At 72.7% G+C, this 21,674-nt stretch carries 13 protein-coding genes; 10 read left to right on the top strand and 3 right to left on the bottom strand.

The window, feature by feature from the left end; all coding sequences use genetic code 11:
• Positions 1–2: 2 nt before the first annotated feature.
• Positions 3–2,096, bottom strand: coding sequence for a glycosyltransferase (locus tag H9645_RS07600; RefSeq protein WP_191729099.1), 2,094 nt, complete (start codon positions 2,094–2,096; stop codon positions 3–5).
• Between the two features lie 137 nt (positions 2,097–2,233).
• Between H9645_RS07600 and mrcB the strand changes: the two genes are divergently transcribed.
• The 4 genes from mrcB to tsaB all read left to right on the top strand — a co-directional run bounded on the left by mrcB (position 2,234) and on the right by tsaB (position 8,188).
• Positions 2,234–4,663 (top strand): penicillin-binding protein 1B, encoded by a 2,430-nt coding sequence (gene mrcB / locus H9645_RS07595; RefSeq protein WP_191729098.1) that lies wholly within the window; start codon positions 2,234–2,236, stop codon positions 4,661–4,663.
• The gene (locus H9645_RS07590; RefSeq protein ID WP_191729097.1) at positions 4,660–5,208 is read left to right on the top strand and encodes a tetratricopeptide repeat protein; all 549 of its coding nucleotides are present in this window, start codon (positions 4,660–4,662) and stop codon (positions 5,206–5,208) included. Before mrcB ends, H9645_RS07590 begins: the two co-directional genes overlap by 4 nt.
• 91 nt (positions 5,209–5,299) lie before the next feature.
• A complete protein-coding gene (gene yoaA, locus H9645_RS07585) occupies positions 5,300–7,405 on the top strand; it encodes a DNA repair helicase YoaA (protein WP_225218095.1) in 2,106 nt (701 codons plus the stop codon).
• Between the two features lie 45 nt (positions 7,406–7,450).
• The gene (gene tsaB, locus H9645_RS07580) at positions 7,451–8,188 is read left to right on the top strand and encodes a tRNA (adenosine(37)-N6)-threonylcarbamoyltransferase complex dimerization subunit type 1 TsaB (RefSeq protein ID WP_191729096.1); all 738 of its coding nucleotides are present in this window, start codon (positions 7,451–7,453) and stop codon (positions 8,186–8,188) included.
• A gap of 4 nt (positions 8,189–8,192) precedes the next feature.
• Here the strand turns inward: tsaB and H9645_RS07575 are convergent, their stop codons facing one another.
• Positions 8,193–9,065 (bottom strand): energy transducer TonB, encoded by an 873-nt coding sequence (locus H9645_RS07575; protein ID WP_191729095.1) that lies wholly within the window; start codon positions 9,063–9,065, stop codon positions 8,193–8,195.
• A gap of 25 nt (positions 9,066–9,090) precedes the next feature.
• Positions 9,091–10,053 (bottom strand): glutathione synthase, encoded by a 963-nt coding sequence (gene gshB, locus H9645_RS07570; RefSeq protein ID WP_191729094.1) that lies wholly within the window; start codon positions 10,051–10,053, stop codon positions 9,091–9,093.
• Positions 10,054–10,229: 176 nt separating this feature from the next.
• Here gshB and pilG point away from each other — a divergent pair, with 176 nt between their 5' ends.
• Genes pilG through H9645_RS07540 form a run of 6 tightly spaced genes read left to right on the top strand, consistent with a single transcriptional unit; the run spans position 10,230 to position 21,667 of the window.
• The gene (gene pilG / locus H9645_RS07565; protein WP_191729093.1) at positions 10,230–10,631 is read left to right on the top strand and encodes a twitching motility response regulator PilG; all 402 of its coding nucleotides are present in this window, start codon (positions 10,230–10,232) and stop codon (positions 10,629–10,631) included.
• A gap of 19 nt (positions 10,632–10,650) precedes the next feature.
• On the top strand, positions 10,651–11,016 hold the full coding sequence (locus H9645_RS07560; RefSeq protein ID WP_191729092.1) for a response regulator transcription factor: 366 nt from the start codon (positions 10,651–10,653) through the stop codon (positions 11,014–11,016).
• 1 nt (position 11,017) lies between these two features.
• Positions 11,018–11,572, top strand: a complete 555-nt coding sequence (locus H9645_RS07555; protein ID WP_191729091.1) for a chemotaxis protein CheW — start codon at positions 11,018–11,020, stop codon at positions 11,570–11,572.
• 31 nt (positions 11,573–11,603) lie between these two features.
• Positions 11,604–13,625 carry a methyl-accepting chemotaxis protein gene (locus H9645_RS07550; RefSeq protein ID WP_191729090.1) on the top strand — a complete coding sequence of 674 codons (2,022 nt, stop codon included), beginning with the start codon at positions 11,604–11,606 and terminating at the stop codon, positions 13,623–13,625.
• 10 nt (positions 13,626–13,635) lie between these two features.
• Positions 13,636–20,034 carry an Hpt domain-containing protein gene (locus tag H9645_RS07545; RefSeq protein ID WP_191729089.1) on the top strand — a complete coding sequence of 2,133 codons (6,399 nt, stop codon included), beginning with the start codon at positions 13,636–13,638 and terminating at the stop codon, positions 20,032–20,034.
• Positions 20,027–21,667 carry a chemotaxis protein CheB gene (locus tag H9645_RS07540; RefSeq protein ID WP_191729088.1) on the top strand — a complete coding sequence of 547 codons (1,641 nt, stop codon included), beginning with the start codon at positions 20,027–20,029 and terminating at the stop codon, positions 21,665–21,667. Before H9645_RS07545 ends, H9645_RS07540 begins: the two co-directional genes overlap by 8 nt.
• Positions 21,668–21,674: the final 7 nt, after the last annotated feature.

Below are 21,674 nucleotides of genomic sequence, written 5' to 3'. Positions count from 1 at the left end.
CCTCAGTCGAAGAACACGCGCCGGACCACTCCGCGCGCCGCCTCGGCGGAAAAGTGGCGCTCGATGTTGTCCAGGCCCCCGGCGGCCAGCCGCTCCCAGAGCGCAGGGTCGCCGTAGGCCCGGACCACCGCATCGGCGAAGCCACCGGCGTCATCGGCCACGAGCACGTCGCGGCCGTCGACCAGGTGCATGCCTTCGGCGGCGCAGCTGGTGGCGACCACGGGCTGGCCGTGGGCCATGCTCAGGTTGACCTTGCCCTTGACCCCCGCGCCGTAGCGCAGCGGCGCCAGCGCCAGCCGGCAGCCCTCCATGTACGGCGTGATGTCGGGGACGTAGCCGTGCATTTCCACGCCCGGCAGCGCGCCAAGCGCCTCGATTTCCGCCGGCATGTCCGCGCCGATGCAGTGGAAGCGCACGTCGGGCAGCCGCTCGTGCACCCGCGGCAGCACCTCGGACACGAACCAGCGCACCGCGTCCACATTCGGCGGATGGCGGAAGCCGCCGACGAAGACCAGGTCACGGCGCTGTTCGAAGGGCAGGCCGGGGCCGGCCACGCTGTGCAGGTTGGACAGCACCTCCACCCGCGCCCCGGGCGCGTCCGCGGCCAGCACCTCGCGCTCCACCGCGCTGACCACCAGGGTGGTGTCGGCGGCGGCGATCACGGCGAGCTCCTGTTTGCGCGTGCGCTCCGCGGCCCGGGCCAGCGCGGGGTCGCCGCAGACCTGCGCCGTGCGTGATTCGCGCAGGTAGTGCAGGTCGATGCTGTCGAACACGCGCTTCGCCCGTGGCGCGTGGCGCCGCAGCAGGGGCAGGAACTCGCTGGCGACGTAGTGGCGGCAGGCCATGACCACGTCGAAGCGCGGGCCGTGCTCGGCCAGCCAGGCCGGCGCGCGCGCGGCGTAGGGTGCATGCCACGCTTCCACGCCCAGCTGGCGCAGGGCATCGGTATACCGCCCCTCGTAGCGGCGGTGCGCGGGCATGAAGACGACGTGCGCGCCCTCCTCGCGCAGCAGGCGCATGAGATTGAACAGGCGCAGCGATCCGGAATCGCGGTCCGGCTGCGGGGTCAGCGCGTCGATCACCAGGACCTGGCGCTGGCGTGCGTGCAGGGTGGCTGGCGTCGGCTCGTGCGGCGGGCGCAGCCGGGCCAGGGCCTCGCGGCGGTGGGACAGGAAGACCTCCCGGTTGCGCGTCTGGTAGGCCTTCACTCCGCTGTCGATGCTGGTGCCGGAGCTGGTGCCCTCGTCGTGGACCACCTTCGCCGCCGGCTGGTACAGCACCCGGAGGCCGGCTGCGCGGACCGCGAACGCGAGGTCGGTGTCCTCGTAATAGGCGGGCGCATAGCGGGCGTCGAAGCCGCCAAGTCCGAGGAAGAGCCGCGTGGGAATGGCAATGGCCGCGCCGCTGACGTAATCGGCTTCGCGGACGTAGGCGTAACGCGGATCGGCCGGGTCGCCGAAGCGGCCGTAGTTCCAGGCGCCGCCGTTGTCGAACACCACGCCGCCGGCCTCCTGTAGCCGCCCGTCGGGATACAGCAGCTGCGCACCGGCCAGGCCGGTGCGGGGATGTCCGTCGAAGGTGGCCAGCAGCGCGTCCAGCCATCCAGGCTGCGGCACGGTGTCGTTGTTGAGCAGGACCAGGTACTCACCGCGCGCCAGCAACGCCCCGTCGTTGCAGGCGGCGATGAAGCCACCGTTGCGTGCGCGCCGGTGGTAGCGCAGTCCAGCCACCTGCGGCAGGCGCTCGGGCGTTTCATCGGTCGAGCCATCGTCGACCACGATCACTTCGAAGGCCGAATCCGGCGGGTGCGCCGCCAGCGCGCGCAAGCAGGCCAGCGTATGCGCGAACTGGCCGTAGACCGGGATCACGATGCTGGCCCGCGGCTCCGGGCTGGTCGGAAGCGCGAAGGGCGCGAAGGCGGCCGGCGTCGGCAGGAACAGGTCCCTGCGCAGTGCGTGCGGCGGAGGTGCCAGCTGGGCACGGACGCGTTCCCAGGTCGTGCGAAGGCCTCGCGTGCGCAGGCTCAGCAGGCTGCGGTGGGCGAGGCCGGCGGCGCGTGCGAAGAAGAAGCGCGCGTCGGCGAGCGAGTAAGCCATCCAGCGACAACTCCGGCTGAAGGTGGGGCGAGGGTAGACGGGCGGGGGACAGGCGCTGGGCTAGACTCGCACGGATCCCGCATTCTCTCATCCCGCGCGCGCCCGGCCGGCGTCGCGCTCCACGGCCACCGAGCCCCATGGCACGAATCGAATACGACGAAGACGACCACGTTCCGGGAGGCACCGCCGGCGGCGGCCGCGACTGGCGACGCACGCTGCTGACCTGGCTGCTGGCCATCGCCGGCCTGGGCCTCGGGTTCCTCCTTCCGTACATGCTGTACCTGAACCACCAGGTCGGCGAGCGCTTCGGCCAGCTGCAGTGGCAGGTGCCGACCCGCGTGTACGCCAGGCCGCTGGAGCTGGCGCCGGGCGTGGCCATGGATGCGCGCGCGCTGAAGCTCGAGCTGGAGTCGGCCGGCTACCGCGAAGGCGACGGCCTCCGGCCTGGTACCTGGGCCAGCGAGGGCGGCCGCTGGACGATCGCCAGCCGCGGCTTCACCGACGTCGACGGCCAGGTCCCGGCGAGCCGGGTCGAGGTGCAACTGGCGAAGGGCGCCGTCGGCAAGCTGCGCGACCTGGTGGCCGATCGCGATGCCGAGCGCGTCCGCCTCGACCCGGCACGCATCGCCACGCTTTATGGCCGCCAGCAGGAGGAGCGCCGGCTGGTGCGTATCCAGGAGGTGCCGCAGCAGCTCACCGACGCCCTGCAGGCGGTCGAGGACCGCGATTTCGCCCACCACCACGGCATCGACGTGCGCGGCATCGCGCGCGCTGCGTGGATCAACCTCAAGGCCGGCGAGGCGCGCCAGGGCGCCAGCACCCTGACCCAGCAGCTCGCGCGCAGCGGCCTGCTCGGCATCGGCCGCGAGCAGACCTGGACCCGCAAGATCAACGAGATCCTGTACGCGCTGATCATCGAGGCGCGCTACGGCAAGGGCGTGATCCTCGAGGCCTATCTCAACCAGGTCTACCTCGGACAGCGTGGCAACCAGGCCATCCGCGGCGTGGCCGCCGGCGCCGAGTACTGGTTCGGGCGCCAGCTCGACGACCTGTCCACCGAGCAGGTGGCGCTGATGGTGGGGCTGATCCGGGGGCCGTCGTACTACGACCCGCGCAAACATCCGGAGCGCGCGAAGACCCGCCGCGACTTCGTGCTCGGCGAGATGCTCGAGACCGGGCTCATCGACCAGGCCGCGCACGACCGCGCCGTGGCCGCGCCGCTGGGCATTACCAGCGCGCCGGGCAGCATCGCCGCCAACCCCTTCCCCGCCTATATCGACGTCGTCCGCCGCCACCTCGCCAGCGACTACTCCGCCGACGAACTGCAGGGCGCGGGCCTGGCGGTGATGACGGCGATGGCGCCCTCGGCCCAGGCCTACGCGGAGAGCGCGGTCACGAAGACGCTGGAATCGCTCGACAGCGGCAAGCGCCCCGACCTCGAGGCGGGCGTCGTGGTCACCGACGTGCACAGCGGCCAGGTGGTGGCGGTGGTCGGCAGTCGCGACCACGCCATGCCCGGCTTCAACCGCGCGATCGAGGCGCACCGCCCGGTCGGTTCGCTGCTCAAGCCCTTCGTCTACCTGCTCGCGCTGGCGCTGCCCGACCGCTACTCGCTGGCGACCTGGGTCGACGACTCGGCGGTGACGGTGACGCTGGACAACGGCAAGCGCTGGTCGCCCGGCAATTCAGACGGCAGGAGCCACGGCAGCGTGCGCCTGATCGACGCGCTGGCGCGCTCGTACAACCAGGCCACCGTGCGCGTGGGCATGGCGATGCGCCCTGAGCGGCTGGCGCAGCTGATGAAGCAGCTGGCCGGGATCGAGGCAGTGGCCAATCCGGCGCTGATCCTGGGTTCGGTGGACCAGACGCCGTACGCGATGGCGCAGCTGTACCAGTTCCTCGCGTCCGACGGCGAGATCCAGCCGCTGTACACCGTGCGCGGCGTGCTCGATTCCGAAGGCCGGGTGCTCAACCGCTACGACAAGGCCCCGCGCCAGCCCGAGGACGGCGACCGCACCGCGGCGCGGCTGGTGACCGTGGCGCTGCAGCACGCGGTCAGCTCGGGCACCGGACGGCAGCTGGTGAACGACGGCCTCGGCCGGCTCGCCTCCGCCGGCAAGACCGGCACCAGCAACGATGGCCGCGACAGCTGGTACGCGGGCTGGACCGGCGACCACCTCGCCGTGGTCTGGGTCGGCAACGACAGGAACGAGCAGACCGGCCTGTACGGCGCCACCGGCGCGATGCGCGTGTGGTCGGCGACGTTCGCGCGCCTGCCCAGCGCGCCGCTGCGGGTCCAGGCCAAGGGCCTGGAGTGGAGCTGGGTGGTGGACAACCACAGCACGGACGCGGACTGCGCCGGTGCGCGGCGGTTCGCCTTCGCCGAAGGCTTCGCGCCGCCGTGGCAGCCCTGCATCGTCGCGCCGCCGCCCGAGGAGGCCTCCGGCGGTGGCTGGCGCGAGTGGTTCGGCTTCGGCCGCGGCCGCGATCCGGCCACCGAACCGCAGCCGGCGGCGGACGACCCGTCCGGTCAGCCGCCGCCCCCTCCGCAGGACATCGAGCCATGACCCCGCCCCGCAACCGTTTCCTCGTCTCGCGCGCGCTGCGCGCCGCCCCCGCCGCCCTGCTGCTCGGGCTCGCGGCCTGCGCGACCGCGCCGGAGCTGCCGGCGACGCAGTCGCTCACCACGGCCACGCCGGCCGAGATGGTCGCGACCATTCGCGCGGCCGCCGGCGACGGCGAGGGCGAACTCGACGTGCAGCCGCTGCGCGACAGCCAGGTCGAGGACCTGCGCCAGCGGGCGGAGCGCCTGCAGCAGCAGGGGCACCACCGCGACGCCGCGGAGGCCCTCGACCAGGCCATCGCGCTGGTCGCGGACGATCCGGCGCTGCTGCAGGAGCGCGCGGAGGCCGCGATCCTGCTCGGCGACCACGCCCTGGCCGGGGAGCTGGCCGCGCGTGCGCAGTCGCTCGGCTCCGGCGTCGGCCCGCTGTGCCGGCGCCACCAGGCCACGCTGGAGCGGGTCGCCCTGGTTCAGGGTGACGCGGCCGCCGCGGCCTCCGCGAAGGCCGCGATCGAGGCCTGCCGGGTCGCGCCACCGCCGCGCTGGTGACGCGACACGCCAGGCCGGCGGCAATCCCGACGGCGTCGTGCGCGCTCGGGCGACCCCGCCTGCCGCGGTTTGCGGCGATCATGTCGACCTGATGAACGCTCCCGGATCCACCGCGGCCATGCCTGCGGCCTTCGACGACCCCGCATCCGATGACGCCGCCGCGGCCACCGCCGCCGATGCGCCGCGCGAGTGCGCGCTCGCCCGCCAGAGCCGCGCCGCGCTGTCCGACGATGGCCTGCTGGCCTCGGTGCTGCCGGGCTTCCGGCCGCGCGGCGCCCAGCAGGACCTCTCGGCCGCGGTCGCGTCCGCGTTCGAGGACCGCGAGCCGCTGCTGGCCGAGGCCGGCACGGGCACCGGCAAGACCTTCGCCTACCTGGTCCCCGCGCTGCTGTCGGGCCGCAAGACCATCGTCTCCACCGGCACCCGTGCGCTTCAGGACCAGCTCTACCACCGCGACCTGCCGCGGGTGCGCGACGCCCTGGGCCGCGGCCTGCGCACCGCGCTGCTGAAGGGCCGCGCCAACTATCTCTGCCGCCACCGGCTGGAGCGGGCGCGCGGGGAGAACCGCTTCCAGACCCCGGCCCAGGCCTCGCACTTCCAGCGCATCGTGGCCTGGAGCGGGCGCACACGGATGGGCGACCTGGCCGAGCTCGAATCGCTGCCCGAGGATTCGCCGCTGCTGCCGATGGTGACCTCGACCGCCGAGAACTGCCTGGGCAGCGAGTGCCCGTTCTGGGGCGAGTGCTTCGTGGTCCAGGCCCGCCAGCGCGCGCAGGAGGCCGACGTGGTGGTGGTCAACCACCATCTGCTGCTGGCCGACCTGGCGCTGAAGCAGGAAGGCTTCGGCGAGATCCTGCCCGGCGCCGAGGCCTTCGTGATCGACGAGGCCCACCAGCTGCCGGAGCTGGCGGCGCAGTTCTTCGGCGAAGGCCTGTCGGCGCGGCCGCTGGTGGAGCTGGCCCGCGACGCGATCTCCGAGTGCCGCGAGGTCGCGGGCGCGCTGGCGACGCTGCAGGAGCCGGCGCGGGCGCTGGAGCAGGCCACGCGCCAGCTGCGCGCGGCGATGGAGGTACTGCCGGCCCGCGGCACCCGGCCGCAGCTGCTGGCGGTGCCCGAGGTGGTGGTGGAACTCGACGCGCTCGAGGCCGCGCTGCTGGCGCTGGCCGATGCGCTGGCACCGCTGGCCGACGCCGCGCCGGGCCTCGAGGCCTGCCTGCTGCGCGCCCGCGACCACCATGGCCGGCTGGGGCGCTGGCGCGACCTCGACGATGGCGGCCGCGACGCCGGACAGGACGACGATCGGGCCGCAGCGGAGGCGGCGGGTGACAGCGACGACGCCGAAGACGCCGCCCCCACCCGCGACGACGACGTGCGCTGGTACGAACTCTCGCCGCGCGGCTTCCGCCTGCAGCGCACGCCGCTGGACGTCTCCGGCCCGCTGCGCGCCCACCGCGAGCGCTCGCGCGCGGCCTGGGTGTTCACCTCCGCCACGCTGGCGGTGGAAGGCCGCTTCGACCATCTCGCGCGCCGGCTGGGCCTGTACCAGCCGCGCACCCTGCTGGTGCCGAGCCCCTTCGACTGGGCCACCCAGGCGCTGTGCTACCTGCCGCCGGGCCTGCCGGAGCCGTCCTCGCGCGACTACACCGCCGCCATCACCGCCGCGGTGCGGCCGGTGCTGGAGGCTTCGGGCGGCCGCGCCTTCCTGCTGTTCGCCTCGCACCGCGCGCTGCGCGAGGCCGCCGAGGGCCTGCGCGACGGGGCGTGGCCGCTGTTCGTGCAGGGCGAGGCGCCTCGCCACGTGCTGCTGCAGCGCTTCCGCGAATCGGGCAACGGCGTACTGCTGGGCGCGGCCAGCTTCCGCGAGGGCGTGGACGTGGCCGGCGGCGCGCTCAGCGTGGTGGTGATCGACAAGCTGCCGTTCGCGTCCCCGGACGATCCGGTGTTCGAGGCGCGGCTGGAAGCGATCCGCCGCGCTGGCGGCAATCCCTTCCGCGACGAGCAGGTGCCGCAGGCGGTGATCGCGCTCAAGCAGGGCGTGGGCCGGCTGATCCGCACCGAGACCGACCGCGGCGTGCTGGTGCTCTGCGACCCGCGCCTGCTGGGCAAGGGCTACGGCCGCCGCTTTCTCGACTCGCTGCCGCCGTTCCCGCGCACCCGCGACGTCGCCGACGCGGTCGGGTTCTTCCACGAGGACTGAGCGCGGCGCGCTACCCTTGTCGCCCCTGACCGCCGTTGCCCACGCATGCGCCTGCTCGCCATCGAGACCTCCACCGAAGCCTGCTCCGTCGCCGTGATGGTCGACGGCGCGGTGCGCGAGCGCTTCGAACTCGCGCCGCGGCGGCACGCGGAGCTCGTGCTGCCCTGGGCGGAGGCGCTGCTGGCCGAGGCCGGCCTGCGCCGCCGCGACCTGGACGCGATCGCCGTCGGCCGCGGGCCCGGCGCGTTCACCGGCGTGCGCCTAGGGATCTCGATCGCCCAGGGCATCGCGCTGGGGCTGGACCGGCCGCTGCTGCCGGTGTCGACGCTGGCGGTGCTGGCCCTGGGCGCGCTGCGCGGGCAGGGCGAAGCTGCGGCGGACGTCGAGATGAAGCCCTGCGACCACGTCCTCGCCGCCATCGACGCGCGCATGGGCGAGGTCTACGCGGGCGGCTTCGTCCGCGAGGATGGCGGGGTGCGTGCCCTGTCGCCGGAAACGGTGTCTGTGCCCGCGGCGGTCGAACTGCCCGCCGACGCCCGCTGGATCGGGGCCGGTACCGGCTTCGCGGCCGCGGACGGCGCGTTGGCGCATCGCCTCGGTAACCGGCTGGCGTCGGTCGATGCCGCCGCGCTGCCGCGCGCAGGCGATCTCGCGCGGCTCGGCGCGCGGGCCATCGTGGCCGGCGGCGCGGTGGCGCCGGAGCTGGTCGAACCCGCCTACCTGCGCAACGCCGTCGCCCTGACCCTGGCCGAACAGGCCGCGGCGCGCGCGGCCCGCGGCTGAGCGCTCAGTCGTCGACCAGTTCGCCGCCTGGCAGGAAGTTCCAGGTGCGGGTGACGTGGAGGACGTCGATTTCCTCCTCGGTCTGCGGCAGCGGCGGGTAGGGCTCGGCAAGGCGCGCGATGCGCAGCGCCGCGTCGTCGAGCAGGCGGCTGCCGCTGGACTGGATCACCTCGGCGCGCTCGACCGAGCCGTCGCGGCGGATCGCGACGCTGATCACCAGGGTGCCCGCCAGCTGCCGGCGCCGCGCCTCGTCGGGATAGTTGAGGTTGCCCACGCGCTCGACCCGGTCGACCCAGGCCCGCAGGTAGGTGGCGTAGGCCCATTCCTGCGTCGACGCGGACACGAACTTGCGCTTGGGGCGCTTGGCGTAGCGCTCGGACTGGAGGTGGATCTCGGCGGCCAGGCGCGCCATCGCCAGGTCGCGTTCGATCCGCTCCGGGCCGGGCGGCAGCGCCTGGTCGTCGACCCGGGGCGTAGCCTCGGGGCTCGGCATCGCCTCCTCGCCACGGCGGCTGGCGACCACCCGTGCTTCCGGCGGCGGCGCGACGTCGGGCGTCTGCGCGCGCGCCGCGCGCTGCGCGACGCCCGCCTCGTCCTGCGGCAGGTGTCCGGCCTGGGCATCGCGCGGGCGGCGGCTGGCCTCGTCCTCGCCGCCGCCCTGGTTGCTGGCCTGGGCGAGGAAGTCGGCCTGGGCCTGGGTCAGCGGGCTGGTGGTGCGGGTCAGGATGACGTCGAGCGTGGGCAGCACGGGCGCCGCCTCCTCGAGCGCGAAGCCGACGCCGAGCACGAGCATCGCGTGCACCAGCAGCGACAGCACCATGGTCGCGCCCAGGCGCTGGGGTTCGCCGACGCCCCCGGGGGCGGCCATCGTGCTCACGGCTGCCGTGGTCCGTGCGCGGGCGTCACGCGCCGGAGGCGGCCGGCGTGCCGCGCTCGATCGCGTCGAACAGCAGGCCGGCGATGTTGAGCCCGAACTGCGCGTCGAGCTCGCGGATGCAGGTCGGGCTGGTGACGTTGACCTCGGTGAGCCAGTCGCCGATCACGTCCAGGCCGACGAAGCGCATGCCGCGCCGGACCATCTCCGGGCCCACCTGAGCGGCGATCCAGCGGTCGCGCTCGCTTAGCGGACGGCCTTCGCCGCGTCCGCCGGCGGCGAGGTTGCCGCGGAACTCGTCGCCCTGCGGGATCCGCGCCAGGCAGTAGTCCACCGGCACGCCGTCGATCAGCAGGATGCGCTTGTCGCCCTCGGTGATTTCCGGGAGGTAGCGCTGGGCCATGGCCAGGTGGCGGCCGCCGTCGGTCAGCGTTTCCAGGATCACGTTGAGGTTCGACTCGCCGGCCGCGGCGCGGAAGATCGAGCGCCCGCCCATGCCGTCCAGCGGCTTCAGCACCGCCTGGCCGTGCTCGGCCACGAAGGCCTTGAGCGCGGCGGCATCGCGGCTGACCAGGGTGGGCGGGCAGCACTGCGGGAACAGCAGGGCGGCGAGTTTCTCGTTGAGGTCGCGCAGGCCGCGCGGATCGTTGACCACGTTGGCGCCGGCCATGCGCGCGGCGTCGAGGATCTGGGTGTCGTGGATGTAGTCGGCATCGACCGGGGGGTCGGTGCGCATCAGCACGACGTCGCCGGCAGCGAAGTCGCGGTGTGACGGAGTTCCCAGTTCGTACCAGTCGCTCGCGTCGTCGCGCACCGAGAGGGGCGCAGCCATCGCGCGCGCGCGTCCGCTGTCCATCGACAGTCCGCCGGGCAGGACGTAGTGCAGCCGGTGTCCGCGGCGCTGCGCCTCGAGGAGCATGGCGAAGGTGGAATCCTTCGCGACCTTGATCGACCCGATCGGGTCCATCACGACGACGACATCAAGCGGCATACGGGCGATCCACGGCAGTTACTGACAAATGTTATCAGCTGCCGCGATGGCCCAGGCGCCGATTGCGGGACCCTGCGCCCTGAACGGGCAAGACGTGCTTGACACTGCTGCGTCGGGCTGCAAGATAGGCGTTCGCAGTGGTGCCGAAGTGCAGGCGCCATGCACGGGGAGACACGATGACGCAGGACCACAACCGCGCCGGCAGCCTGGAAGGCCTGCGCGTGATGGTGATCGATGACTCGAAAACCATCCGTCGTACCGCGGAGACGCTGCTGCGCCGCGAAGGCGCCGAGGTGGTTACCGCCACCGACGGCTTCGAGGCGCTGGCCAAGATCGCCGACCAGCGGCCACAGATCATCTTCGTCGACATCATGATGCCGCGCCTGGACGGCTACCAGACCTGCGCGCTGATCAAGAACAACCAGGTGTTCAAGCAGACGCCGGTGATCATGCTGTCCTCCAAGGACGGCCTGTTCGACAAGGCGCGCGGCCGCATCGTCGGCTCCGAACAGTACGTCACCAAACCTTTCACGCGCGAGGAACTCCTCGACGCGATCCGAACGCACGTCAACGCCTGACCGGGGGGACAGGTACACCATGGCAAAGATCCTGCTGATCGAGGATTCGCCGACCGACACCGCGGTGTTGACCCAGCTCCTCGAGCGCAACGGGCACCAGGTGATCGCGCGCTCCAGCGCCGAGGACGGCATCGAGGCCGCCCGCGCGGAGCTGCCCGATCTCGTGCTGATGGACGTGGTGCTGCCGGGCATGAACGGCTTCCAGGCCACCCGCGCGCTGTCGCGCGACGCGGCGACCGGCCACATCCCGGTGCTCATCGTCAGCACCAAGGGCATGGAGACGGACAAGGCCTGGGGCATGCGCCAGGGGGCGCGCGGCTACGTCGTGAAGCCGCCGGTCGAAGCCGACCTGGTCGAGCGCATCAACGCGCTGCTGGGCGGCTGAAGTGGGTCGGCGCGACACCGTCCGCCGGGACGAGCCCTTCGAGGTCCTCGCGGGCTTCGAGCGCCGCAGCCTGGCGCACGTCGTCGGCCTGCCGGAGCAGCTCGACGCCCCCGGCCTGTGGCGCGGCGTCGGCTACCGCGTGGGCCAGCGCCTGCTGGCCTCGGGCTTCGACGAGGTGGTGGAGATCCTGCCGCTGCCGCAGCTCACGCCCGTGCCCGGCGCGCAGCCATGGATGCTTGGCGTGGCCAACATCCGCGGCACCCTGCTGCCGGTGGTCGACCTGCGCCTGTTCCTCGAGGGCGAGCGCACGGTGATGCACGAGGGACAGCGGGTCCTGGTGGTGCGCCAGCCGGGCGGCAACGTCGCGGTGACCATCGACGAACTGTTCGGCCAGCGCAGCTTCCTGGAAGAGCAGCAGTCGTCGCACGAGGCCCTCGCCGAAGGGCGCTATTCGGGCTTCATCGATCGCGCCTACAAGGTAGGCGGCCACGCATGGGGCGTCTTCAGCCTGGACCGGCTGTCGCGCACTCCGGAATTCAGACAAGCAGCGGCCTGATGCCGCAATCGGAAAGGCCAGGGGACTTCGCATGAGCAACGTCATCGACAACGGGACCGGCAAGGCCCGGACCATCGGCGCCAAGGTCTGGATCTGGCTGCTGATCGCCTCGCTGGCGATCTTCGCCGGCAACACGATCTACGCGATGACCAAGGCCTCGCGCCTGGGTGGCGCCAGCACCGCGGCCTCCAGCCTGCAGGTGAATTCGCAGCGCCTGGCCAACCAGGGCCGGGAAGCGGTCGACGGCAGCACCGAATCCTACGCGGCGTTCAAGGCCACCAAGGCCGCGGTCGATAGCGACATCCAGCAGCTGGTCGCCAACTTCGGCGGCACGCCCGACGTCGCCGGCGAGATCCGCACGGTGGCGGCGACCTGGGAGCCGCTGTCGGCCAGCGCCGAGCAGGTGATCGCGTCCGAAGGCGCCGTCGTCGCCTTCGCCGGCAACGCCCAGCGCTTCACCCAGGCGGTGCCGCAGCTGCAGGCGCAGCTCGACGAGGTGGTGCGCGCGATGTCGGCGAGCGGTTCGCCCTCGTCGCAGATCTACATCGCCCTGCGCGAGGTGGTGCTGGCCTCGACCATGGCCCGCCGCGTGACCGAGATCCAGGCCGGCGGCGCCGCGGCGTCGGTGGCCGGCGATGCGCTGGCGCGCGACGCCGGCGTGTTCGAGCAGGTGCTGACCGGCCTGCGTTCGGGCGACGAGGCGATGAACGTGCAGCCGCTGGCCAACGCCGGCGCCCTGGCCGCCCTGGCCCAGGCGACCACGCAGTGGGAGGAGATGAAGAAGGACCTGGACGCGATCCTGTCCAGCTCGCAGAACCTCTTCGGCGCGCAGACCGCCGCGGCGGCGCTGGCCACCGGCTCCAACAAGCTGCTGTCCGACAGCGAATCGCTCTTCCAGGCGCTGACGACCTTCGGCTCGCTCAACGACACCTCCATCCTCGGCAACATCTGGATCTCGATCGTGTTCGGCGCGCTGGCGCTGCTGGCCATCGTCGGCCTGCTGCGCGAGCTGAGCCGCGACCAGCGCGTGCGCTACGAGACCACGATGGAGCTCAACAACCGCAACCAGGAGGCGATCATGCGCCTGCTGGACGAGATGGGCTCGCTCGCCGAAGGCGACCTGACGGTGAAGGCCACGGTGACCGAGGACATGACCGGCGCCATCGCCGACTCGATCAACTTCGCCGTCGAGCAGCTGCGCAGCCTGGTGCAGACGATCAACGACACCTCGGTGCAGGTGGCGTCCAGCGCCCAGGAGACGCAGGCCACCGCCATGCACCTGGCCGAGGCCGCCGAGCACCAGGCGCAGGAGATCAACTCCGCGTCCGACCGCATCAACGAGATGGCGCAGTCGATCAACCAGGTGTCGCGCAACTCCGCCGAGTCCGCGGACGTGGCGCAGCGCTCGGTGCAGATCGCGACCAAGGGCGCGGGCGTGGTGCGCGAGACGATCGCCGGCATGGACTCGATCCGCGACCAGATCCAGGAAACCTCGAAGCGCATCAAGCGCCTGGGCGAAAGCTCGCAGGAGATCGGCTCGATCGTCGAACTGATCAACGACATCTCCGAGCAGACCAACATCCTGGCGCTGAACGCGGCCATCCAGGCGGCGTCGGCCGGTGAAGCGGGCCGCGGCTTCGCGGTCGTGGCCGACGAAGTGCAGCGACTCGCGGAACGCGCCTCGAACGCGACCAAGCGCATCGAGACGCTCGTCGAGACCATCCAGTCCGACACCAACGAGGCCGTGAGCTCGATGGAGCAGACGACCTCCGAGGTGGTCGCCGGCGCGCGCCTGGCCGAGGACGCCGGTACCGCGCTGGGCGAGATCGAGAACGTGTCGACCAGCCTCGCGGCGCTCATCGAAGGCATTTCCAGTGCCTCGCAGCAGCAGTCCGCGGCGGCGTCGAACATCACCGAGACGATGAACACGATCCAGTCGATCACCGCGCAGACCTCGCAGGGCGCCAACCAGACGGCGGCCTCGATCGGAAACCTCGCGCAGCTGGCGGCGGACCTCCGCCGCTCGGTCGCCGACTTCAAGCTGCCGGCCTGATCCCAGTCCCATGACGGCATTGCGCGACGCCATCGACTACACCACGCTCGGCTGGGTCAAGCCGGAGCTCGACGAGACCCTGCGCCAGGCGCGGATCGAGATCGAGGACTTCGCCGCCGACCCCACCGACACCAGCCGCATGCGCTTCTGCGCGGGCTACCTGCACCAGGTGCAGGGCACCCTGCGCATGGTCGAGCTGTATGCGCCGGCGATGGTGGCCGAGGAGATGGAGCGCCTGGCCCAGGCGCTGCAGGACGGCGCCGTGGCCGATCGCGACGGCGCCTGCGCGATGCTGATGCGCGGCGTGGTGCTGCTGCCCGACTACCTCGAACGCCTGCAGAGCGGCCACAAGGACATCCCGATCGTCCTGCTGCCGCTGCTCAACGACCTGCGCGCCGCGCGCGGCGAGCCCGGGCTGTCGGAAAGCGTGCTGTTCGCGCCCGACCTGCAGCGCCCGCTGCCGGGCGACGTGCCGCGCGCCGCAGTCGCCAACGATCCGGTGCCGGTACGCAATGCGCGCGCCCAGCCGCTGCTGGCCGACCTGCGTGCATCGATGGCAACGTGGCCCGAGGGCGGCGATCCGGCCGACGCAATCGTGCTGTCGTCCGCCCTCGCGTCGCTGCTCGACCATGTCCAGGCCGAACCCGCGCGGCGCATGCTCTGGGTGGCCTCGTCGGTGGCCAGGGCCCTGGCCGACGGCGCGCTGCCGGTGACGCCGGCGCTGCGCCAGGCCTTCGCCAGCGTCGAACGCGAGTCACGGCGGCTGTTCGAGGACGACGGCTTCGGCGTGCCGCGCGCCGAGTCCGCGCTCGAACCGACCCGCCAGCTGCTCTACCACGCCGCCCACGCGACCGCGGAGCACCCCGCGCTTCGCGCGCTGCACGACACCTTCGAGCTGCAGCAGCAGCTGCCCACCGACTCCGAGATCAGCCACGCCCAGGGCAGCATGAGCGGCCGCAACCGCGCCCTGCTCGACACCGTGGCCGCGGCCGTCAAGGAAGACCTGCTGCGGGTCAAGGACGCCCTCGACCTGCACCTGCGCACCGCCGAGACCGACCTGTCGCGGCTGTCGCCGCAGGTCGAGGCGCTGGGCCGCGTCGCCGACACCCTCGGCATGCTGGGCCTCGGCGTCGCGCGCGGGGTGGTGGACCAGCAGCGCACGGCCATGGCGGACATCGTCGACGGCCGCAAGCCCGCCGACGAAGGCGCGCTGCTCGACGTCGCCGGCGCGCTGCTCTACGTCGACGCCACCCTCGACGACCAGGTCGTGCGCCTGGGCGCGGGCGACCAGGGCGCGCCCGTGCAGGGCGACCTCGCCGCCGGCGAGGCCGACAAGGTGCTGGACGTGCTCGCGCGCGAGGCGATCGCCAACTTCGCCGACGCCCGCCAGTCCTTCGTCGCCTTCATCGAGACCGGCTGGGACCACGCCGAGCTGGCCGAAGTGCCGCGCCTGCTCGGCGAGGTGTCCGGTGCGCTGCAGATGCTGGAGCTGCCGCAGCCGGCGGCCTACCTGACCGGCGTGCGCCGCTACATCGAGGACGAGCTGATCGCCAGCCGCCGCGTGCCCAACGGCCGCCAGCTGGATACGTTCGCCGATGCGCTGGCGAGCCTGGAGTACTACCTCGAGGCGCTGCGCGAGCGGCGCTTCAACCGCGACGAGATCCTGGACGTCAGCCGTCACAGCCTGGAGAGCCTGGGCTACTGGCCGCTGCCGGCCGAGCGCGCGCCCGCACGGGAGGTCGTCGACGCCCCGGTGCCGCCGCCGGTGGTGAGCGAGGCCGACATCGAGCGCACGGTCGCGGCGCTGATCGACCGCGGCGGGTCCGGATCCGCCGAAGCGCCGGACCCCGTGGCGGTGCCCGCGGAACCGTCGGCACCGGCCCAGGTCGCCACGGCCGCGGGGCAGGGCGGTTTCGAGGCGACTGGCGACGAGATCGACGACGAGATCCGCGAAGTCTTCCTCGAAGAGTTCGCCGAGGAGATCGACAACCTCGACCAGCTGCTGCCGCTCTGGCGCGCGCGGCCCGACGACCTGGAGCGCCTGCGGCCGATCCGCCGCGTGTTCCACACCCTGAAGGGCAGCGGTCGCCTGGTGGGCGCGCGCACGCTCGGCGAGTTCAGCTGGAAGATCGAGAACATGCTGAACCGCGTGCTGGACGGCACGCGGGTGGCCAGCCCGGCCGTGGTCGCGATGGTCGACCAGGCGTTCTACACCCTGCCGCAGCTGCAGGCCGCGCTGCGCGGCGACGGTGCGGTGCAGGCCGACCTCGAGCGCATGCAGGCGTCGGCCGACCGCATCGCCGCTGGTGATGAAGCCATGCCCGAGGAGGCCGTCGCCGCGTCCGTCTCCACCATGTCGGCGCTGTCCGCGCCGCAGGTGGTGGAAGAGGACGCGGCCGCCGAGGTGGTCGAAGCTGGTGCCGACGCGCCGCAGCCCGAGGACAAGGTCGATGGCGCGGGCGCGGTCGAGGCCGCGTCGCTGCCGGCGGACACCGCCGCGGAAGCCGCCATCGAGATGGTGCCGGCGGCGGTCGATGCGCTGCTGCTCGAGATTCTCGACGCCGAAGTCACCGGCCACCTGGTGACCGTCGATGCGTGGATGGAGCGTGCGGCGGGCGGTCGTGCCGAGGCGTCCGAGGAGCTGCTGCGCGCCCTGCATACGATGAACGGCGCGTTCGCGATGACCGAGCTGCCGACGGTCGCCCAGGCGCTCACACCCGCGGAAGGCTATGTTCGCCGCCTGCTGGCGGCCGGGAGCCCGGCGACGGACGATGGCATCGCCGCCATTGGCGAACTGGCCGCGATCACCCGCGCCGCGATCGTCGGACTGCAGTCGGCGACCCCGCAGGTTCCCGTCGCCGCCGTCCTGGCCGCGCGCCTGCTGGCGCTTCGTGACAGCCTGCCGGAGCCGGCGCCGCTGGACTTCGCGGCGATGGCGGAAAGCGCCGAGGATCCGGACGAGGCCATCAGCGCCATGCCCGGAGCGCAGCTGGTCGATATCGACCTGAGCGAGTACGCGGGCTTCGGCACGGGTGCCGCCGACGCAGGCGAGGGCAGCGAAGCTGGAGTGGACGCGGAAGCCGAAGCCGAAGCCGCGCGTGCCGTGGCTGAGCAGGCCGAAGCAGAGCGTCTCGAGACGGAGCGGGTCGAAGCGGAACGCCTCGAAGCCGAGCGCCTTGAAGCGGAACTTCTCGAGGCGGAACGCCTCGAAGCCGAGCGCCTTGAAGCGGAACGTCTCGAGGCGGAACGTCTCGAGGCCGAGCGTCTTGAGGCTGAGCATCTCGAAGCAGAGCGTCTCGAGGCCGAGCGTCTTGAGGCCGAGCGTCTCGAAGCGGAGCGCGTCGAGGCCGAGCGTCTGGAAGCCGAACGCCTCGAAGCCGAACGCCTCGAAGCCGAGCGCCTTGAAGCGGAACGCCTCGACGCCGAGCGTCTGGAGCGTGAGCGCCTGGAGGCCCAACGCCTCGAGGTGGAGCGGGTCGAAGCCGAACGCATCGCCGCAGAACGCCTTGACGCGGAACGCGCCGAGGCGCAGCGTGCCGAGACCGAGCGTCTCGAAGCCGAGCGCCTCGAGGCCGAGCGCTGCGAAGCGGAGCGTGCAGAGGCAGAGCGTGCAGAAGCCGAGCGCCTGGAGGCCGAACGCGCCGAAGCCGAACGCGCCGAAGCCGAACGCGCCGAAGCCGAACGCCTGGAGCTCGCCGAGCTCGAAGCCCGGATCCTCGAACTCGAACGCCTCGAAGCCGAGCGCCTTGAGGCCGAGCGTGTCGAAGCGGAGCGGCTCGAAACCGAACGTCTCGAGGCCGAGCGTCTGGAGCGCGAGCGCCTGGAGGCCGAGCGCCTCGAAGCGGAGCGGGTCGAAGCCGAGCGCGTCGCCGCCCAGCTCGCCGAAGCCGAACGTCTCGAAACGGAGCGCCTCGAAGCGGAGCGCGCCGAAGCCGAGCGGCTCGAGGCCGCGCGCCTGGCCGCCGAGCGTGCCGAAGCCGAGCGTCTTGCCGCCGAGCGCATGGACGCCGATCGCGCCGTCGCCGCGGCCAGCGCCGCGATGCTGGCTGCGATCCCGGTCGACGAGGATCCCGACGCCGAGTTCGATTTCACCGGCCTCGACACCGAGCTGGTCGACATCTTCGTCGAGGAAGGCCGCGACCTGCTCGACCATTCCGACGGCCTGCTCGCGAAGCTGCGCGAGTCGGCGGACGACCGCGAATCCCTGGTCGGCCTGCAGCGCGACCTGCACACGCTCAAGGGCGGCGCGCGCATGGCCGGCGTGTTCGCCATCGGCGAACTCGGGCATTCCATGGAGTCGCTGCTCGAGGCGGTGTCGGAGCAGCGCTTCGACCTGTCGCGCAGCGACGTGCCCCTGCTCGAGCGCGGCTTCGACCGCCTCCATGCGATGGTCACCCGCGTCGGCGAGCGCCGTGCGATCAGTCCCTCGCAGGCGCTGATCGACGCCTTCGACGCCCGCGCGCGCGGCGAGGAGCTGTCGGCCGAGGCGCTGCTTGCGCCTGCGCAGCGCATGCCCGCGCCGTCGGTCGAGCTCAAGCCGCTGACCGCGCCGATGGTCGATCCGCTGCAGGGCGACGAGGACGACATCACCGTCCGCGCGCCGCAGGAGCAGGTGCGCATCCGCGCCGACCTGCTCGACCGCCTGGTGAACTACGCCGGCGAGGTGGCCATCTACCGCGCGCGCCTGGAGCAGCAGCTCGGCGCCTTCCGCGGCGCGATGGGCGAGATGGAGCAGACCAACATGCGTCTGCGCGACCAGCTCCGTCGCCTCGACATCGAGACCGAAGCGCAGATCATCGCCCGCTACCAGCGCGAGCAGGACACCGCCGACGCCGCCTTCGATCCGCTCGAGCTCGACCGCTTCTCGACCCTGCAGCAGCTCTCGCGCGCGCTGGGCGAATCCGCGGCCGACCTCTCGAGCCTGCAGGGCACCCTCGACGACCTGACCCGCCAGTACGAGACCCTGCTGCTGCAGCAGTCGCGCGTGAGTTCGGAGCTGCAGGAAGGCCTCATGCGCACGCGCATGGTGCCCTTCGATTCGCTGGTGCCGCGCCTGCGCCGCGTGGTCCGCCAGGCCGCTTCGGAAACCGGCAAGCATGCCCAGCTCAGGCTCGACGGCGCCCAGGGCGAGCTCGACCGCAACGTGCTGGAGCGCATGACCGCGCCGCTGGAGCACATGCTCCGCAACGCCGTCGCGCACGGGCTGGAGAAGCCCGGCGTGCGCCGTGACGCCGGCAAGGCCGACGAGGGCACGGTGCGCATCTCGGTGCGTCGCGAAGGCTCGGAAGTCGTGCTGGAAGTCGCCGACGATGGCAGCGGCCTCGACCGCGAGGCGATCCGCCGCCGCGGCATCGAGCGTGGCCTGCTGCGCGAGGACGCGGTGCTGGCCGACGGCGACCTCGACACCCTGATCTTCCAGCCCGGCTTCTCCACCGCCGACGAGGTCAGCCGCCTGGCCGGCCGCGGCGTCGGCATGGACGTGGTGGCCAGCGAAGTCCGCCAGCTTGGCGGCGCGCTCGACATTTCCAGCCAGCGCGGCAAGGGCACCACCTTCACCATGCGCCTGCCGCAGACGCTGGCGGTGACGCAGGCGGTGTTCGTCAGGATCGGTGAAACCAGCTTCGCGGTGCCGATCGCCTCGGTGCGCGGCGTGGGCCGCATCGCCCGCGAGGACTTCGAGCGCGAGGGCGCCACCTACTCCTACGGTGGCGAGGACTATGCGGTGCACGACCTCGGCGGCCTGGTCGGCCATGCCGCGGCGCGCGCCGAGGGCCACCTGCAGATGCCGCTGCTGCTGATCCGCTCCGGCGAGCTGCGCGTGGCGGTGGCGGTGGACCAGATCACCGGCAACCGCGAAATCGTGGTGAAGCCGGTCGGTCCCCAGGTCGCCTCGGTGCCGGGCATCTTCGGCGCGACCATCATGGGCGACGGCAGCGTGGTCGTGATCCTGGACGTCGCGCCCCTGGTGCGCCGCCAGCAGGTCGCCCTGCCGCGCGATGCCGCGCCGGTGGAGACGCCCGAGCAGCGCCGCGTGCCGCTGGTCATGGTGGTCGACGACTCGATCACCATGCGCAAGGTCACCGGGCGCGTGCTGGAACGCCACAACTTCGAGGTCTCGACCGCGAAGGACGGCCTCGACGCGCTGGAGCGCATGGCCGAGCGCGTGCCCGACCTGATGCTGCTCGACATCGAGATGCCGCGGATGGACGGCTACGAGCTGGCCACGGCCATGAAGGCCGACCCGCGCCTGCGCAGCGTGCCGATCATCATGATCACCTCGCGTACCGGCGAGAAGCATCGCCAGCGCGCGTTCGAGATCGGCGTCGAGCGCTACCTGGGCAAGCCGTACCAGGAGAACGAGCTGCTGCGCAACGTCAACGACCTGCTGAAGACCGTCCGCCATGGCTGAGGACGGCGCCCAGGCCGTGCGCGTGCTGCTGCTGGCCCGCGAGGGCGAGGCCAGGCAGCGCCTGGAAGCGGCGCTGGCCGAGGCCGGCGCCGAGCTGCTGCGCTCGGTCGATCCGCAGGAGGGCGATCCCGACGAGGCCGTCGCCCTGCAGCCGGGCGCCGTGCTGGTCGCGCTGGAGCCGGCGATCGAGGACGCGCTGGAGCGCTACGACGCGCTGCTGTCGGATCCCGGCGTGCTGGTGATGTTCGACGAGGCCGACGTGGCCGCGCGCCGCGACGGCTGGGATGCCGCGCGCTGGGTGCGCCACCTGGCGGCGAAGCTCAACGGCCACGCCGACGTGCTGCCGCCGGGCGCCGCATCCGGGGATGCGGTGCATCCGGAGCCGGGCGGCCTGCCCGAGCGGGAGTTCGATCCGGAGAGCGTCGACGTCGGTGCGATGGCCGACGCGGCGCATGAGCTGGCGACGGACGTGCCGCGCGCGGGCGATTTCGATGCGCCATCCGCCGATGAGCCGTTCCGCGCGGCGCCGCCGTCCGAAGCGTCGCCGTCCGCGGAGGCCCCCTCCGAAGCGTCCTCCGGCTTCTCCGGCCTGCTCGCCGCGGAGGACATGGACTGGTCGTCGGCCGGTACGGACGAGCTCTCGCTCGCCGAGGATCCCGCGCTGGCGGAACTGCTTGCCAGCGCCTCCGCTTCGCGCGGCAGGCACGACGAGGGCGACACGTCCGAAGCCGTGCAGGGCCTGGACGACGTCCTGGCGCCCGGTCCCGGCGCCAGGGCTGCGGATTCCCACGTCGCCGGCGATGACGCTCCGGGCGAGCCGGAAGCGCCGGCCGGCGCAGCGCCCGGACCGGACGTGCGCGATCCGCTTTCGCTCGGCGACGGCCTGTCGCTCGCCGATGACGACGCGCCGCTGGCCGTCCGCGACGCCACCGCTGCGATCGACCTCGAGGCGCTCGAGTCGCGCCTGCAGGGCCTGTCGCTGGCCGAGGACGATGCGGGACCGATCGGTACCCGCGAAGCCGGCGGCGGCGCCATCGATCTCGACGCGCTGTCGTCGCGCCTGGACAGCATTTCGCTGGCCGATCCGGACAGCTACGGCCATGGCCAGCTCCGCGGCGCCGTGGTGGTGGAAGCGGGGCTGGGTGGCCCCGACGCCGTCCGCCAGCTGCTCGGAGGACTCGGCGACGCGTTTGCGCGCACGGTGCTGGTGAGGCTGCAGCTCGACGGCGGCCGCTACGAGCGCCTGGTGCAGCAGATGCAGCGCGCCAGCGTGCTGCCGGTACAGCTGGCCGAAGCCGGCGGCGCAGCCGAAGCCGGCACCGTCTATTTCCTGCCGCCCGGCGTCACGGTGGTCGACGACCGCGCGCGGCTGCGGTTCGCCGATGCCGGCGATGGCCGCGCCACCGGTTACGACGCACTCCCGGCCGCCGACAGCGCGCTGGTCTTCCTGAGCGGCGCCAGCGTCGAGCGGGTCGAGCGCGCGGCGGCGATGGCCGAGGCCGGGGCGCTCGTGCTCGCGCAGGCCCCGGAGAGCTGCTACGACGGCGCCGCCGTGGCCGCGCTGGTCGCACGCGGCGCCGTGTCCGCCGAGCCCGGCGACCTGGCCCAGGCCCTGGTCGACCGCTGGCCCTGACGAGATC

It is taken from the genome of Luteimonas colneyensis, assembly GCF_014836665.1.
In the GTDB taxonomy this organism is placed as follows: domain Bacteria; phylum Pseudomonadota; class Gammaproteobacteria; order Xanthomonadales; family Xanthomonadaceae; genus Luteimonas; species Luteimonas colneyensis.
Note: the sequence above shows the minus strand (reverse complement) of the source record. Positions and strands in the feature narration are given on the sequence as shown.

Bases quoted from the DNA above. Each gene is read 5' to 3' on its own strand.
- H9645_RS07600 (WP_191729099.1), bottom strand. From the start codon at position 2,096: ATGGCTTACTCGCTCGCCGACGCGCGCTTCTTCTTCGCACGCGCCGCC.
- mrcB (WP_191729098.1), top strand. From the start codon at position 2,234: ATGGCACGAATCGAATACGACGAAGACGACCACGTTCCGGGAGGCACC.
- H9645_RS07590 (WP_191729097.1), top strand. From the start codon at position 4,660: ATGACCCCGCCCCGCAACCGTTTCCTCGTCTCGCGCGCGCTGCGCGCC.
- yoaA (WP_225218095.1), top strand. From the start codon at position 5,300: ATGAACGCTCCCGGATCCACCGCGGCCATGCCTGCGGCCTTCGACGAC.
- tsaB (WP_191729096.1), top strand. From the start codon at position 7,451: ATGCGCCTGCTCGCCATCGAGACCTCCACCGAAGCCTGCTCCGTCGCC.
- gshB (WP_191729094.1), bottom strand. From the start codon at position 10,053: ATGCCGCTTGATGTCGTCGTCGTGATGGACCCGATCGGGTCGATCAAG.
- pilG (WP_191729093.1), top strand. From the start codon at position 10,230: ATGACGCAGGACCACAACCGCGCCGGCAGCCTGGAAGGCCTGCGCGTG.
- H9645_RS07560 (WP_191729092.1), top strand. From the start codon at position 10,651: ATGGCAAAGATCCTGCTGATCGAGGATTCGCCGACCGACACCGCGGTG.
- H9645_RS07550 (WP_191729090.1), top strand. From the start codon at position 11,604: ATGAGCAACGTCATCGACAACGGGACCGGCAAGGCCCGGACCATCGGC.
- H9645_RS07545 (WP_191729089.1), top strand. From the start codon at position 13,636: ATGACGGCATTGCGCGACGCCATCGACTACACCACGCTCGGCTGGGTC.
- H9645_RS07540 (WP_191729088.1), top strand. From the start codon at position 20,027: ATGGCTGAGGACGGCGCCCAGGCCGTGCGCGTGCTGCTGCTGGCCCGC.